The organism is Anaerococcus obesiensis (assembly GCF_016599815.1).
Classification (GTDB): domain Bacteria; phylum Bacillota; class Clostridia; order Tissierellales; family Peptoniphilaceae; genus Anaerococcus; species Anaerococcus vaginalis.
Genome location: NZ_CP067016.1, coordinates 1,134,882 through 1,151,931 on the forward strand (window position 1 = coordinate 1,134,882; position 17,050 = coordinate 1,151,931).

13 protein-coding genes and 1 pseudogene are annotated in these 17,050 nt (G+C 29.1%); all 14 read left to right on the top strand.

The genetic code is table 11. From position 1 onward, the window contains the following. Window positions 1-11: 11 nt before the first annotated feature. The 14 genes and pseudogenes from ispG (at window position 12) to I6H46_RS05750 (ending at window position 17,004) form a co-directional block, all read left to right on the top strand. On the top strand, window positions 12-1,070 hold the full coding sequence (gene ispG / locus I6H46_RS05685) for a flavodoxin-dependent (E)-4-hydroxy-3-methylbut-2-enyl-diphosphate synthase (protein ID WP_019118042.1): 1,059 nt from the start codon (window positions 12-14) through the stop codon (window positions 1,068-1,070). Beyond that, a complete protein-coding gene (locus I6H46_RS05690; protein ID WP_200225562.1) occupies window positions 1,051-5,247 on the top strand; it encodes a PolC-type DNA polymerase III in 4,197 nt (1,398 codons plus the stop codon). Before ispG ends, I6H46_RS05690 begins: the two co-directional genes overlap by 20 nt. A gap of 215 nt (window positions 5,248-5,462) precedes the next feature. Further along, window positions 5,463-6,365, top strand: coding sequence for a DMT family transporter (locus I6H46_RS05695; RefSeq protein ID WP_019118040.1), 903 nt, complete (start codon window positions 5,463-5,465; stop codon window positions 6,363-6,365). Between the two features lie 171 nt (window positions 6,366-6,536). Continuing rightward, window positions 6,537-6,977, top strand: coding sequence for a ribosome maturation factor RimP (locus I6H46_RS05700; protein ID WP_019118039.1), 441 nt, complete (start codon window positions 6,537-6,539; stop codon window positions 6,975-6,977). Window positions 6,978-6,985: 8 nt separating this feature from the next. Beyond that, window positions 6,986-8,233, top strand: a complete 1,248-nt coding sequence (gene nusA, locus I6H46_RS05705; protein ID WP_019118038.1) for a transcription termination factor NusA — start codon at window positions 6,986-6,988, stop codon at window positions 8,231-8,233. A 24-nt stretch (window positions 8,234-8,257) separates the two neighbouring features. Further along, window positions 8,258-8,515 carry an RNase P modulator RnpM gene (gene rnpM, locus I6H46_RS05710; protein ID WP_019118037.1) on the top strand — a complete coding sequence of 86 codons (258 nt, stop codon included), beginning with the start codon at window positions 8,258-8,260 and terminating at the stop codon, window positions 8,513-8,515. A gap of 13 nt (window positions 8,516-8,528) precedes the next feature. After that, window positions 8,529-10,649, top strand: a pseudogene (gene infB / locus I6H46_RS05715) (translation initiation factor IF-2). Between the two features lies 1 nt (window position 10,650). Beyond that, entirely contained in the window at window positions 10,651-11,034 is a 384-nt protein-coding gene (gene rbfA, locus I6H46_RS05720) for a 30S ribosome-binding factor RbfA (RefSeq protein WP_004838374.1), read from the top strand. Beyond that, a complete protein-coding gene (locus I6H46_RS05725; protein ID WP_019118035.1) occupies window positions 11,012-11,992 on the top strand; it encodes a DHH family phosphoesterase in 981 nt (326 codons plus the stop codon). Before rbfA ends, I6H46_RS05725 begins: the two co-directional genes overlap by 23 nt. Continuing rightward, window positions 11,985-12,869, top strand: coding sequence for a tRNA pseudouridine(55) synthase TruB (gene truB / locus I6H46_RS05730; protein WP_019118034.1), 885 nt, complete (start codon window positions 11,985-11,987; stop codon window positions 12,867-12,869). Before I6H46_RS05725 ends, truB begins: the two co-directional genes overlap by 8 nt. After that, window positions 12,859-13,800 carry a bifunctional riboflavin kinase/FAD synthetase gene (locus I6H46_RS05735; RefSeq protein ID WP_019118033.1) on the top strand — a complete coding sequence of 314 codons (942 nt, stop codon included), beginning with the start codon at window positions 12,859-12,861 and terminating at the stop codon, window positions 13,798-13,800. The genes truB and I6H46_RS05735 overlap by 11 nt, the downstream gene beginning before the upstream one ends. Window positions 13,801-13,903: 103 nt before the next feature. Beyond that, window positions 13,904-14,419, top strand: a complete 516-nt coding sequence (locus tag I6H46_RS05740) for a YbaK/EbsC family protein (protein ID WP_019118032.1) — start codon at window positions 13,904-13,906, stop codon at window positions 14,417-14,419. 161 nt (window positions 14,420-14,580) lie between these two features. After that, window positions 14,581-14,847, top strand: coding sequence for a 30S ribosomal protein S15 (gene rpsO / locus I6H46_RS05745; RefSeq protein ID WP_004838379.1), 267 nt, complete (start codon window positions 14,581-14,583; stop codon window positions 14,845-14,847). Window positions 14,848-14,895: 48 nt separating this feature from the next. Next, entirely contained in the window at window positions 14,896-17,004 is a 2,109-nt protein-coding gene (locus tag I6H46_RS05750) for a polyribonucleotide nucleotidyltransferase (RefSeq protein WP_019118031.1), read from the top strand. Window positions 17,005-17,050: the final 46 nt, after the last annotated feature.

Consider the following 17,050-nt stretch of genomic DNA (forward strand, 5'->3'; position numbering starts at 1 on the left):
AGGAGTAAAAATTGAAAAAAACTAGAAAAGTTTATGTAGGAGATGTTGCCATAGGAGGAGGATCTCCTATTTCTATCCAATCAATGACAACAAAAGAAACGAAAAATATTAAAGAAGTCGTAAAACAAATTAATGATTTTGAAAAGGCAGGTTGTGATATTTCAAGATCTGCTATAAATTCTCTTGAAGATGCAAGGGCAATTTCTGAAATTAAAAAGAAAACCAATCTTCCTTTTGTCGCAGATATACAATTTGATTATAAACTTGCTCTTGCGGCTGTAGAAAATGGCTGTGATTGTTTAAGAATAAATCCAGGAAATATTGGAGGAAGTGACAAGGTAAAAATTTTGGTTGAAAAATGTAAGGAAAAAAATATTCCAATAAGAATTGGTGTAAATTCTGGTTCTGTGCATAAGGATATGATTGAAAAATATAAGGGAGTAAATGTTGATAGCCTTGTTTATTCTGCCCTTGATGAAGTAAAAGTGTTAGAAGATTTAGACTTTCACGACATAGTTATTTCTATAAAATCATCAGATGTAAATACAATGATTGATGTAAATAGAAAAATTTCTTACCTTTGCGATTATCCACTTCATTTGGGAGTTACAGAAGCAGGTCCTCTTTATCAAGCTTTGGTTAAATCATCAATTGGCATGGGATCACTTTTAAAAGATGGAATTGGAGATACAATTAGGGTTTCAATAACTGGAGATCCACTCCAAGAAGTAAAGGCTGGAAAAACAATTTTAAAATCTCTAGGACTTAGACGAGATGGAGTAGATTTGGTTTCTTGCCCAACTTGTTCAAGAACAAGTGTAAATTTAGATGAAATTGTAAACGAGGCAAGCGAAAGACTTGATAAATTGAATTTAAATTTAAAAGTTGCCATAATGGGTTGTCCTGTTAATGGACCAGGAGAGGCAAAAGAAGCAGATTATGGAATAGCTTGTGCAAAAGGCTATGGATTTTTATTTAAAAAAGGAATTACAATAAAAAAAGTAAAACAAGAAGAAATAGTTGACAGTTTGATTGAAGAAATTTTGAAAGATGAAAAAAATGAAAATTAATCTAAAATCTATTATTGAAATTGACAAAGATTATTATATAAACAAGGCGATTTATTCAAAAAAATTAAATAAATTGAAATTAAATATTCTAGGAGAATATGATGAAAATATTGAAAAAAAACTTGAATCATATTTTTCTTATGTTAATTTGTCATTGCAATTTGAAAAGGAAAATAAAAAAGAAACAAATTCCATAGATGATTTTTATGAAAGCCAACCTCTTCCAGATTATTATGAAACAGGTTATGAAAATCCAGAAAATTTGGGCGAAAATAATGAAGAAAAAAATCAAGAAAGTAAAGAGTCTTCATTAAACAATCAAGATATATTTGATTTGCCAAAAATTAAAGAAGAAAAGAAAGAACCTTCAAAAAATCAAGAAGAAGAAAAAGCATCAAGCCTTAGAGATTTAGAAAAAATCGAGCTTGAAAATATGATTGAAAATGCTAGAAATAATAAGAAAAATTCTGAAAAAAAAGAAATAAATCAAGCAGAAATTTTAAAATATGGCAGAAATATAAATGGAGATTTATTTAAAATTGAAGAAATTTATGACAAAAAAGGCATGAATCTTTCTATAAAGGGAGAAATATTTGGCATTGATGTTTTTGAATCAAAAAGAGGAAACTTTATTTATTCTTTTGACCTTGAAGATGAATCTGATGCCATAGCTTGCAAGATGTTTGTTCAACCAAGAAATAAATCAAAACTTGAAAATTTTAAAGAAAATATGATAGTTCAAGTTCAAGGTGTTCTAAACTATGATAGCTTTTCACATGAAGATGTTTTTACTGTAAACTCTATGGTGGAATGTGAAAAAAAAGAAAGACTTGACACTTATCCTAAAAAAAGAGTTGAGCTTGAAATTCATACGAAAATGACAAACCTTGATGGATTTGTTGATATGGATGAGCTAGCAAAAAAATTAAAAGCTTGGGGCCATAGTGCTTGTGGAATTACAGATACAGAAACCCTACAAGCTCTTCCAGATATGTATGATAAGCTTGGAAAAAATGATATAAAAATGCTAGCAGGTGCAGAGCTTTTGTTGGTTGATAAAAATTTAAGAATTTTAACTAACAACTACAATAAAAAAATAAATGATATAAGCGATTTAAAAAATCAAAGATTTATTGTATTTGACTTGGAGACGACTGGACTTTCAAAATATATAGATAAAATCACAGAAATTGGTGCGGTAAAAATTGAAAATGGAGAAATTGTTGAAGTTTTTAATGAGCTTGTAAATCCAGAAAAAATGATTCCTCAAAAGGTTGTAGAGCTTACAGGAATTACAAACGAAATGGTAATGGATAAGCCAAAAATTGATAAAGTTTTGCCAAGATTTTTAGAATTTTCAAAAGATTCATATTTTGTAGGACAAAATACAGATTTTGATATTGGTTTTATAACAGAAGCTTGTCAAAAATTATCTTATAAATTTGAGCCAGTTTATTTGGATACTTTGCCAATGGCAAGAGCAGTTTTTCCATATATGGGAAGATTTTCTCTTGATAAACTTGCAAAAAAATTAGGAGTTGGACCTTTTAACCATCACAGAGCAAGCGATGATGCAATGACAACTGCCAAAATTTTTATTAAATTATTTGAAAAAATTAAGGACAAAAATAAAGACCTTAGCCTTGAAAAAATTAATTCAATAAAAACAAAATGGCCTATAGCTCGTCACGAAAATTTCTCATCAATTATTTTTGCCAAAAATTATCATGGACTTAAAAATCTTTATAAAATAATTTCAGAATCTAGGATGAAATATTTTAATTTGGAAGCAAAAACGCCTTTTGATTTGGTAAAAGAAAACAAAGAAGGTTTGATAATAGGATCTGGTGGAAAAGATGGTCTTTTGTTTAAGGCTATAAGAGATGATTTTTCTGAAGAAAAAATAGAAAAAATTTGCGAATTTTTTGATTTTTTCCAAATAGAGGCGATAGGAGTTTTTGCTGATGATTTGGAAAATGGATCTATAAGAGATAAAAATCAAATTATAGAAATAAATAAAAAAATAATTGAGCTTGGAAAAAAATATAATAAATTGGTTGTAGCAACTGGCTCTGTAAGATATATGGAAAAGAAAGATTATATTCTTAGAAATATTCTTCACAAGGGACAATTTTTCCATTACAAGGAAAATAATCCTCTTTATTATTTAAAAACAACCAATGAAATGCTTGATGAATTTTATTATTTAGATGATCAAACGAAAATTGAAGTAGTAATTGATAATACAATTAAAATTGCTGATAGTTTGGAAAGTATTATGCCAATTCCTCACGAAACTTTTCCACCAAAAATTGAAGGCTCTGATAAAAAATTAAAAGATACAACTTATGAAAAAGCAATCTCAATTTATGGAGATCCTCTTCCTGATCTTGTAAAAACAAGACTAGATAAGGAGCTTGATTCTATAATTTCAAACGGTTATGCAGTTTTATATATAATTGCAAAAGAGCTCGTGGAAAAATCAAATGAGGATGGATATTTGGTTGGATCAAGAGGTTCTGTTGGTTCATCTTTTGCAGCAACCATGGCAAATATTACAGAAGTAAATCCGCTTGCTCCTCATTATGTTTGTCCATCATGCAAGCATTCAGAATTTATAACAGATGGTAGCGTTGGAGCTGGAATAGATTTGCCAGATAAAACTTGTCCAAAATGTGGGGCAGAGATGAACAAAGACGGCCACGATATTCCTTTTGAAGTTTTCTTGGGCTTTGAAGGAGATAAGGAACCAGATATTGATTTGAATTTTGCTGGAGAATATCAACCAACTATTCACAAATATACTGAAGAATTATTTGGAGAAGGAAAAGTTTTTAGGGCAGGAACAATTGGAACTATAAAAGATAATACTGCTTTTGGTTATATCAAAAAATATATGGAAGATAATGACCTAAATCTTTCTAATGCACAAATTAGAAAATATCAAAGAGGACTTTACGATGTAAAAAGAACAACAGGTCAACACCCAGGTGGTCTTATGATTGTGCCAAATGATAAAAATATTTACGATTTTTCTCCAGTCCAATATCCGGCAGACGATGGAAAAGACGATATTAAAACAACGCACTTTACTTACAATATGATGCATGGAGTAATTTTAAAACTCGATTTATTGGGCCACGATGTTCCTACAATTATTAGAAGTCTTCAAGATTTAACAAATACAGATCCTTTGAAGCTTCAAATGGATGATGAAAATGTAATGAATATTTTCTCTTCAACAAAACCATTAAATATAAAATATGATTTTTCAAATAACGAAATTGGGACTTTAGGAATTCCTGAATTCGGAACTTCTTTTGTAAGGGGAATGTTAAAAGATACTTTCCCAACCAAATTTTCTGAAATGACAAGAATTTCTGGACTTTCTCATGGAACTGATGTGTGGCTAAATAATGCCCAAGATTTAGTTAAATCAAAAACAGCAGGTTTTGATCAAATAATTTCAACTCGTGATGACATAATGAATTCTTTGATTAATCTTGGACTTGATAAGAAAAAATCTTTCCAAATAATGGAAAAAGTAAGAAAGGGAAAAACTTTATCAGAAGAAACTTTGGCTTATATGAAAGAAAATAAGGTTCCTGATTGGTACATTGATTCTTGTTTGAAAATAAAATATCTTTTCCCAAAAGCTCACGCAGTTGCTTATTGTTTGATGAGTTATAGGATTGCTTATTACAAAGTTTATTATCCAAAAGCTTTTTATGCAACATATTTTTCTACAAAATTAAATGATTTTCAATATTCAGTAATTGTAAAAGGATTAAAATCAATCCAATATGCTTTAAATGAAATTAATCAATTAGAAAAACCAACGCAAAGAGAAAAAAATCTAAGATCTTTGTTGGAAGTTGCTGAGGAGATGGCTGCAAGAGATATAAAAATTAAAAAAGCAGACTTATATAAGTCAGAAGCTGTTAAATTTATTTTGGATGAAGACGGAGAAATTTTGCCTCCGCTTTCAGCAGTTGATGATGTTTCAGAAGCTATGGCAAAAGATATAGTTATTGAAAGAGAAAAAGCGAAATTTATTTCGGTTGAAGATTTGAAAAAAAGAACTTCACTAAACAAAAATGCTTTGAATTCTTTAAAAAATTTGGACATAATTGATGGATTGCAAGAAGAAAATCAAATGTCTTTATTTGATTTATAAATTAAAACTCTAATAGAGATTAAATCTTTATTAGAGTTTTTTTATTATATTTTTTTAAATAACAATTTATGCATATATATAACAATGAAAATTAACTAATTATCAAAGTTAAGCGACTTGTGTAGGATTTTTATTATTTTTATTAAAAAATCTTACAAAATTTAAAATTTTTGATATAATACAAGCAAGCGGAAAAAAATCTATTAGGAGTAAGTATGAAAAATAAACATAGGGGAGAATTACTTTTACTATTGACTTCCTTTATTTGGGGATTTGCTTTTATTGCCCAAAAATTAGGAAGTGATTACATAGAACCATTTACCTTTAATTTTTTTAGAAATTTGACAGCTGGAATTTTTTTATTGGCTTATTCATTTTTTAGAAAAAATAAATCGAGAAAAAAAGTAGATAGTATTACAAAAACTGCAACAATCAGAGGTGGAATTGCCACAGGTCTTGTTATGGCAGTTGCAGTTAGCTTTCAACAAACTGGAGTTTATTTTACAACAAGCGGTAAGGCAGGTTTTATTACATCACTTTACGTTGTCATAGTTCCGATTTTTGCAATTTTTATGGGAAAAAAAGTTTCCAAAAAAACTGCAATTTCTATAATACTTGCTCTAGTTGGTTTATACTTATTAACTGTAAGAGTTGATGATGGATTTTCTATAAATAAGGGAGATATTTTAATTTTTGTTGGATCCTTATTTTTTGCTTTTCATATTTTATTTATTGATAAATTTTCTATAAGAGCTGATAGTGTAAAAATGTCTATGATTCAATTTTTTGTAGCAAGTTTAGTATCTTTGCTTCTTATGATTTTATTTGAAAAACCAAATTTTGATTTATTAATGAAAGGCATGCTTGCTATTTTGTATCTGGGTATATTTTCATCAGGTTTGGGTTATACTCTCCAAATTGTCGCCCAAAAAGATACTGATCCTACGATTGCTAGTTTGATTTTATCTTTGGAATCAGTTTTTGCTGCATTTTTTGGATTTTTATTTTTGAAAGAAAGACCAGTAGATAGGGAAATTTTTGGTGGAATAATTATGTTTATTGCAATAATTTTATCTCAAATTCCTGAACAAAAAATAAAAAAATTTTTTAAAAAGTAATGCAAAAATCTCTAGTTATTTAAAATAAAATGCTAGAGATTTTAATTTTGTATTTTTATTAAATTTTATTTTGTAAATTTATTTTAAAATTGAAAGTTAAGTCTTTTATAGTATAATAATTTTAAGCGAAGAGTGGACAAATCCACTCTTTTAATATGTAAAGGGGAAGTTATGGATATAATACGCAAATTAAAAGAAAATTTGGAAAGTGATATTAATGGGCTTGGTTATGAGCTTGTTGATATTGAATTTGTTAATGAGGGTAAAAATAAAATATTAAGGTTTTTTATTTACAAAGATGGAGGAATCACAATTGATGATTGTGAAAAGACTTCTAATTTTTTAAGCGAAAGATTAGATGAAATTGATCTTATAAAATCTTTTTATTATTTGGAAGTATCTTCTCCTGATCTTTCAAGACCATTAAAGACTGATAGAGATCTTGAAAGAAACAAAGATGAGCTTTTAGAAATAAAGCTTAAAAATGGCGAGAAGTTTATAGGAAAAATTAAAGAAATAAAAGAAAATTCCTTAATTTTTACACTTGAAAATGAAGAAAAAGAAATTGAAAAGAGTGAAATTAAGACTATTAAAATTGAGATAGTCTTCTAGGGGGACAAATGAATAAAGAATTTATAATTGCCTTAGAGGAGCTTGAAAAAACTAAAAATGTTGACAAGAGAATAATCCTTGAAGCATTGGAAAAAGCTTTGGTGAAATCTTACCAAAAAAACTACGATAATAATGAAAATGTTGATGTAAGCATTGACGATGAAACTGGAGAAATCGAAGTATATTCTCTAAAAAATGTAGTTGATGAAGTAAATGAACCGATAGCTGAAATTTCTAAGACAAAAGCAAAAGAAATTGACCCTAAACTTGATTTTGGAGATATTTGTAGGGTCAAGATTGCACCGAAAAATTTTGGAAGAGTTGCAGCTCAAACTGCAAGGAATATTGTAATCCAAAAAATTAGAGATGCCCAAAGAGATTCAGTTTATTCTGAATATTTGGATAGGGCAAATGAAATTATAACAGGCGTTGTACAAAGAGAAGATAAGTTTAATGTCTATATAAATCTTGATAAAATTGAAGGAATTATTCCATTAAAAGAGCAAGTAGAAAATGAAACTTATACTCCAAACCAAAGAATAAAAGTTTTAATTAAAGAAGTAAAAAATACAACAAAAGAGCCACAAATTATTTTATCAAGAAAAGATAAGGCCTTGGTTGTAAGATTATTTGAGCTAGAAGTTCCAGAAATTACAAATGGAATAATTGAAATTTATGGAATAGATAGAGAAGCAGGTTCAAGAACAAAAATTGCAGTGTTCTCAAATGATCCAGAAATTGATTCAATTGGAGCTTGTATTGGCTTTAAAGGAAGTCGTGTAAATTCAATAGTAGAAGAATTGCAAGGAGAAAAAATTGATATTATAAATTACGATAAAGATATAAAAGTATTTATAAAAAATTCCTTATCTCCTGCAGAAATTAATGAAGTTTATATAAATGATAAGAAAAAACAATCCTTGGTTGTTGTAAGAGAAGATCAATTATCTCTTGCCATTGGAAAAGAAGGACAAAACGCAAGACTTGCAGCAAGACTTACAGGCTGGAAAATTGATATAAAAAGTCAAGAAGAATTCGACCAATTAAGCCAAGAAGAAATTGATGAAATACTTGGGCTTAACGAACAAACAGACAAAGATTTAGAAAATATTGAAGAAAATTCAAAAGAAGATATTTTAGAAGATGAAAATGCACAACAAGGCGAAAATTTAGATATAGATAAAGAAAATATAGAAGATTTATCAAACGACCTTGACCAAATTATTAAAGAAGATATTGAAGAAAGTGATGAATAATAACTTATTAATAATGGTGAAAAGATGAAACAAAGAAAAATACCACAAAGAAAATGTATAGTTTGTGGAGAAAACAAAGACAAACACGAATTGATTAGGATAGTAAAAAACAAAGAAGAAGGAATTATCCTAGATCCTACCGGCAAAAAAAATGGTAGGGGAGCTTATATTTGTAAAAATGAAATTTGCATAAACGAAGCCAAGAAGAAAAGAAAATTAGAAAAAGTTTTTAAAACTGAAATTAGTGATGATCTTTATGAGGAGATAATTGCTATGAAATAAAAGAGGTGATTAGATGGCTAAAAAATTAAGAATTTATGAATTAGCAAAAGAACACAAAAAAAGTACGAAAGAAATGCTCAGTCTACTAAAAGACGAATTTGGACTAAAAATAAAATCCCACATGTCAGTTTTAAGTGGAGATGAACTTGCAATAGTTGAAGAATATTTTGGGGAAGATAAAAAAATAAAAGAAGAGAAAAAAGAAATAAAAGCAGAAAAAAAATCAGAAGAAAAATCTTTGGAAGATAAAAATTCAAAAAATTAAAAAGACAAAAAGTCATCAAAGAAAAAAGGAAAAAAGAAAAACAAAAATAAAAAGCAAAATAAAAGATCAAAAAAATCAACCAAAAGAGAAGTAAAAGCAGAAAATAATGATGATGGAAATATTTATATTCCAGAATCAATTTCAGTAAAATCTTTTGCGGAAAAAATCGATGAAAATGCCAACCAAGTTATTATGAAACTTATGGGACTTGGAGTAATGGCTGGTTTAAATGATCAAATAGAATTTGAACAAGCAGAGCTTGTTGCTCTTGAATTTAATAAGGAAATTGCAAAAGAAGTTAAGCTTGATGAAATTGAAATTCAAGAAAAAGATTTAGATTTCGAAGATGACGAAAAAGATTTACAAACTCGTCCACCAGTAGTTTCAGTAATGGGACACGTTGACCACGGAAAAACTTCAATTCTAGATGCAATTAGAGATACACAATTTGCATCTGGAGAAGCTGGAGGAATTACTCAACACATTGGTGCTTCAACTGTAAAAATAAATGATAAAGAAATTGTATTTTTGGATACACCAGGCCACGAAGCTTTCACTCAAATGAGAATGAGAGGAGCTCAATCAACTGATATAGCAATTTTGGTTGTAGCTGGAGATGATGGAGTAATGCCACAAACAATTGAGGCGATTAATCACGCAAAAGCTGCAGAAATTCCAATAATTGTTGCGATAAATAAAATGGACAAAGAAGAAAGTGATCCAAATAGAGTAAAACAAGAACTTACAGAATATGGTTTAGTTTCAGAAGACTGGGGCGGAGATACAATCATGGTAGAAGTATCTGCAAGAACTGGCAATGGAATTAAAGATTTGTTGGAGATGGTTTTACTTGTTGCAGAAATGAGAGAATTAAAAGCAAATCCAGACAGAGCTGCGGTTGGAATTATAATTGAAGCTCAACTTGATAAGGCAAGAGGTTCTGTTGCAACTGTTCTTGTTCAAAAAGGAACTCTTCACGATAAAGATTATGTAGTTACTGGTTCGTCATCAGGAAGAATTAGAGCTATGTTTAATTCAAAAGGAGAGCCAATCTCAAAAGCAGGTCCATCAATGCCAGCCCAAATTTTAGGACTAAGCGATGTGGCAGAAGCAGGAGATAAAATTTTTGCTGTAGAAGATGAAAAAACTGCAAGAGCTTATGCAGATCGAGCTAAAGAGCAAAAAAGAGAAGAAAGACTAATTCAAAAATCTAATACTAACCTTGAAGATATGTATGAAGGCATCGAAGATGGAGAATTAAAAGAATTAAATATTATAGTAAAAACTGATGTAAAAGGAACAGTAGATGCAGTTTCAAGTTCATTCTCAAAACTTTCAAACGAAGAAGTTTTTGTAAATGTAATTGCAGGAGCTGTTGGAGGAATTTCAGAATCAGATGTTCTTCTTGCTCAAGCATCAAATGCTATAATAATTGGATTTAATGTTCGTCCAACTCAAGGTGCTCTTCAAATGGCAGAAGAAAATAATATAGAAATAAGAACTTATTCTGTAATTTATGAAGCGATAGAAGATGTAGAAAAAGCTCTCAAAGGAATGCTTGATCCAGAATTTGAAGAAAAAGTTTTAGGTCGTGCAAAAGTTCAAGAAACTTTCAAAATTCCAAATGCAGGAATGGTTGCAGGTGTTCTTGTAACAAGTGGTTCAATTCCAAGAAGAGCAAAAATAAGATTATTAAGGGACAATGTTGTTATCTTTGATGGAGAAATTGAATCTATGAAAAGATTTAAAGATGATGCCAAAGAATTAAACAATGGCTACGAAGGTGGAATTGGCCTTGAAAAATTCAACGACATCAAAGAAGGCGACGAGCTTGAAGCCTACGAAATGATAGAAAAAGAAAGAGAATAGAATGGACAAAAGAAGAACCTTAAAAATATCTTCACAAATGCAAAAAGAATTATCAAAAATTTTGGCAGAAGATATTAATGATCCAAGATTATCAGATAATGTAATAGTTTCTATAACTGAAGTAGAAGTTACAAATGACTTATCCTATGCTGATATTTTTGTTTCAGTTTTGGGAGATGAAAACAAAAAAGAATCTGTAATAGAAGCTCTCGATCAAGCAAAAGGATATATGAAAAAATTAATTGGCGAGAGAATGAGATTAAGATCTATGCCAGAATTTAGGTTTAAATATGACAATTCTATCGAACATGGCGTGTATATGGATAAGCTAATTGCTGAAACCATAAAAAGGGATGAAAAAAATGCCAAAAATCGAGAAGATTAGCCAAAAAGAATTAGAAAATTTTAAAAAATTTATTGATGAGGCTGATACAATTGCAATTTCAGCCCATATAAATCCTGATGGAGATGCCCTAGGATCAGCTCTTGGTCTTAGGAAATCTCTTGAGCTTTATGGAAAAAAATCTGATGTAATAAAAATAAGTGAAGTGGATGATTATTTAAATTTTTTACCACAAATTGATTTTTATAAAAATCCTAGCAAAAAAGAATATGATTTGTTTATTATTGTTGATTGTTCAGAATTTGATAGGATTGATAAGGCAATAGAAATTTGTAAAAAATCTAAAAAAGTTCTTGTAATTGACCATCATGAAGGTGGCTCAATCAAAACGGATTTAAATATAATTCATTCAGATTCTCCTGCAAGCTGTGAGCTTGTTTATGAAATTATAAAAAGATTGAAGCTTCCGATTGATAAAGAAATAGCTACACTTTTGTATGCTGGCTTGGTTACGGATACTGGTAGATTTTTATATTCAAATATAAGTGAATTAACTTTTTATACTGCAGCAGATTTGTATAAAATCGGAGCAGATTTTGAAATGATTTATAAAAATCTTTACCAAAATAAAGAAATTTCAAAATTACAATTTGAAAATCATCTTTTAAACAAGGTAGAATTTAAAAAGCCTTATGCCCTTGTTGGAGTAAGCCAAAAAATATGTAAGGATTTTGGTGTACAAATGGGTGATAGTGAATCGGTTGTAAATATGCTTAGAGATTTAAAAGGAATTGAAGTAGCTTGTCTTGTAAAAGAATATGGAGAAAATGAATTTAAAATTTCTTTAAGGAGCAAAGATTATCTTGATGTTTCTAAAATTGCAAGAGATAATGGTGGCGGTGGTCACATTAGAGCTTCTGGATTTACAATAAATACAGATTCAATGGATAAGGCTATAAATATAATGAGAAAAATTTTAGAAGAGGCAATAAATGACTAGCGGAATTTTGTTAATTGATAAAAGTACAGGAATGTCATCAGGAAAATGTGTATATCAAGCAAGAAAAAAACTAGGCATAAAAAAAATAGGCCATGCAGGAACTCTTGATCCTATTGCAACTGGTCTTTTGCCACTTTTAATTAACAAAGCAACAAGAGTTTCAGATTTTTTAATGGATGAGGTTAAAATCTATGAGACTCTTGCATTTTTTGGGCAAAAAACAGATACACAAGATATTACAGGGGAAATTTTAGAAAAATCTTCAAAAACTTTTGAAAAAAAAGATTTGGAAAAGGCAATAAAAGAAAATTTTTTAGGAGAAATTTTACAAACTCCTCCCATGTATTCAGCTTTAAAACAAAATGGCAAAAAATTATATGAGCTTGCAAGAGAAGGAAAAATTGTAGAAAGAAAACAAAGAAGAATTAAAGTTTATGATTTTGAAATCCTAGATTTTGATTTTCCTTATGCAAGATTTAAAATAACTTGTTCAAAAGGAACTTATATAAGAAGTCTTGTAAATGATTTGGGAGAAGTTTTAAAAACATTTGCTACGGTAAAAGAACTTAGAAGGCTTAAAGTTGGAAATTTTGATGTAAAAGATGCTATAAAAATTGAAGATTTTGAAAATAAAGATGTTGATGAGCTTATAAAAAAGCTTATTCCAATTGATGATGCCCTAAATCAATATGAAAAAATAATTTTGGATAAGTCTTATTACAAACAAGCTACAAATGGGATGACTATGAAAATTGATCTTGGAAAAAATTTTGATGGACTTATTAGAGTTTATGTAGAAGATTTATTCATTGGTCTTGGAGAATATAAAAATAAAAACAAGACTTTGAAGTTAAAGAAGGTGTTTTATGAAGGATAATATAAAAATATTCGACTTGGATTTTAATGAATTTGACTTATCGCCAAAAGCAGTAAGCCTTGGAAATTTTGATGGAGTCCACAAGGGTCATCAAAAACTTATGAAAGAAAATATAAAAATTTCAAAAGCAAAAAATCTAATGCCATCTGTATTATTATTTAAAGAAAACACCAAAAATATCCTAAATGGAGAAAGAGAATATCTTACAAGTCTTGAAGATAAAATAGAAATTTTGAAAAATTTGGGCATAGAATGTTTTTGTCTTTTGGAATTTTCAGATAAATTTAAAGATCTATCTCCTTACGAATTTATTGAAAAAATTTTATATAAAAAATTAAATACCAAATATGTAATAGTTGGAGATAATTATAGGTTTGGGAAAATGGCAAAAGGAGATATAAAAACTTTAAAAAAATGCGAGGAAGATTTTGCCTACAAAACAAAAGTAGTAGATTTTGAGCTTGATGATGGAAAAATTATAAATTCCACAGACATAAGACAAATGGTAAGAGAAGGAAAAATTGAAAAAGCCAACAAAGACTTGGGACATCCTTTTAAAATGCAAGGAAAAGTTATAAAAGGCGCCCAAAGAGGAAGACTTTTAAATTTCCCAACAGCAAATCTAAAGCCCTCATTTAAATATGTTACAGCAAAATCTGGAGTTTATTTTACCAGAGTAAATATAGACAGGGATTTTTATTATGCCCTAACAGATATAGGAACAAATCCAACATTTGAAAATAAAAAAATGAAAATCGAAACCTATATAATGGATTTTTCAAAAGATATATATGGGAAAAATATAAGCATAGAATTTTTAGAATTTCTAAGACCTGATTATAAATTTAATTCTCCTGAAGAATTAATCGCACAAATGGAAAAAGATAAAAAAACAGGAAGAAAATTAATAGAAAAATATAGAAAAGAGTAGGAAACTGCTCTTTTTTTGTGCTCAAATTTATTTTTAATCCTATTGGGTATTTATAATATAGAATTTAAAATTGTAATTTGAAAATTTTAAAAAGGAGATTATTATGAGTAGTTCCAAAAAAGTATTTGATAGACTTAATAAATTAAATATAAAATATGATATGGTAGAACATCCTCCAGCTGAAACTACAGAAGAAGCTGATAAATATATTGAAGGAAAAGAAGGGGCAAGGACAAAAAATCTTTTTTTGGCTAATAGAAAAAATAGACAATATTATTTGATAGTTATGGATGATAAAAAAATGATTAGCTTAAAAGATTATAATAAATTATTAAATGAAAAAGGAATGCACTTTCTTGATCCGAAAAAAGTTTATGAAATAATGGAGCAAGAAGTAGGAATTATATCAGTTTTTGGTTTGATGAATACAAATGAAAATATAAAAGTGTTCTTTGATAAAGATATGATAGAAGAAAATGATCTTATGACCTTTCATCCAGACGACAACACCAAAACTCTTTTTATAAAAAATGAAGATATTTTCAAATTAGTAAAAGATTCTGGATATGATTATGAAATTTTTGATTTTAAAGCAGGAATTAATGAATTAGATTTTTAAAAAATTGGGATTAATTTTATTTTTAAATAAGAAAAATTAATATGTAATTTTTTCTTTGCAAAAATAAAGATATTTGGTATAATATCAAAGATACCTTAACTATGGACTAAGTTTCCTCGGACTATTTCATGGTTATGGCGAATAAATTTTAGGAGGATTTTATGTTAAATAAAGATCAAAAAACAGAAATTATTAAACAATTTCAAAAAGACGAAAAAGATACTGGTTCACCAGAAGTTCAAATTGCTATTCTTACTCAAAGAATCAAAGAACTTACTGAACATTTAAAAGCAAACAAAAAAGACCACTCATCAAGAAGAGGACTTTTCAAAATGATTAGACGTAGAAAAGGACTTTTAAATTACTTAATGGAAAATGATATTGAAAGATATCGTGAAGTTATTGAAAAACTTGGTTTAAGAAAATAGTTAAATATGACGGGACTTATCCCGTCTTTTTTGTAGTTAGGAGAAAAAATGGAAAAAACTTATGAATATAAGTCACAAAATGGTTCCGATCTTTCTATAACAATCGGAAAAGTTGCTGAGCAAACTAATGGAGAATGTTTAATTAGAACAGGCGATACAATTTTATTAGTTACTGCTGTTGCAAGTGACAAGCCAAGAGAGGGAATTGATTTTTTCCCACTTATTTGTGATTATCAAGAAAAACTTTATGCAGTTGGAAAAATTCCTGGCGGATTTATAAAAAGAGAAGGTAAGGCATCAGACAAGGCTATTTTGATTTCTCGTCAAATGGATAGACCTTTAAGACCTTTGTTTCCAGAAAATTTTTACAATGATGTTCAAGTAATTGCTACACCATTTTCTGTAGATGAAGATAATGAACCTGATTGTATGACAACAATTGGTGCATCTATTGCTCTTGGAATTTCTGATATTCCTTTTTATGGACCAGTTGCTGCTGTTTCTGTTGGATATGTTGATGGAAAATTTATTGTAAATCCAAATAAAGACCAAAGAGAAAAGACTTCTTTGAATTTAACAGTAGCAGGTACTGCTGATGCTATTAATATGGTTGAAGCTGGTGCAAATGAATTATCAGAAGATGAAATGCTTGAAGCTATGATGGTAGCTCATGCAGAAATTAAAGAAATTTGCGCTTTTATCCAAACAATTATTGATGATATTGGCAAGGAAAAAATGGAAGTTTGTGAAGAAGTTGAAACTGAAATTCAAAGAAAAATTAAAGATAAATACACACAAGATATTAAAAATTCTATAAGAACAACTGATAAGGTTCAAAGAGAAGATGATATTAACGAAATAGAAGAAAAATGTAGGGAAGATTTCTTAGAGGAATTTCCAGAAAGTGAAGATGAAATTCACAAAACTGTAGATTCTATTATGAAAAAAGAAGTTAGAAGAATGATTTCAATTGATAAAATTAGACCTGATGGACGTAAGATGGATGAAATTCGTCCTTTATCTGCAGAAGCTGGACTTTTGCCAAGAGCTCACGGTTCTGGATTATTCCAAAGAGGTCAAACTCAAGTTTTATCAGTTCTAACATTAGGATCTCCTGGGGAAGAACAAGTAATTGATTCAATGAACAGAGAAGAAATTACAAAAAGATATATTCATCAATATAATTTCCCACCATTTTGCGTTGGAGATATTAGACCACTAAGAGGACCTGGAAGACGTGAAGTTGGACATGGACATTTGGCTGAGAGAGCTTTAATTCCAGTTTTGCCTGATACAAATGATTTTCCTTACACAATAAGAGTAGTAAGTGAAGTTTTATCATCAAACGGTTCATCATCACAAGCATCAATTTGCGGTTCGACTTTATCACTAATGGATGCAGGAGTTCCAATTAAAAAACCTGTTGCAGGAATTGCTATGGGCTTAATCAAAGAAGAAAATTCAATTTCAATTCTTACAGACATTCAAGGACTTGAAGATCATCTTGGAGATATGGACTTTAAAGTTGCTGGAACAAAAGATGGAATTACTGCTCTTCAAATGGATATGAAAATTTCTGGAATAAATAAAGAAGTTTTACAAGAAGCCTTGGCTGATGCTCATAAGGCAAGACTTAAAATTCTTGATGTAATAACATCAGCAATCGACAAGCCAAGAGAAGACTTATCAAAATATGCTCCAAGAATTTTTTCAATAGATATTGATCCAGAAAAAGTTAGGGATGTAATTGGTGCCGGCGGAAAAACAATCAACAAAATAATTGATGCAACTGGTGTAAAAATTGAAACTGAAGACGATGGACACATAACAGTTGCAAGCAATGATGGAGAAAGCGGAAAAAAAGCTATCCAAATGATTAAATCAATTGTAACTGATCCAAAAGCTGGCGATATTTATGAGGGCGAAGTAAAAAGAATAATGAACTTTGGTGCCTTTGTAGAAATTGCAATTGGCAAAGAAGGACTCTTACACATATCTCAAATTGATACAAAAAGAACTGAAAAAGTTGAAGATGTTTTAAAAATTGGAGATAAGGTAAGGGTAAAAGTTACAGAAATTGATAGGCAAGGAAGAATCAATCTTTCAAGAAAAGCCCTATTAATTGAAGAAGAAAAAAAACAATCTAAAGAAGACTAAGTCTTAAAAGATTTTATAAACTAACTACAAAAAATTATGGTTAAAA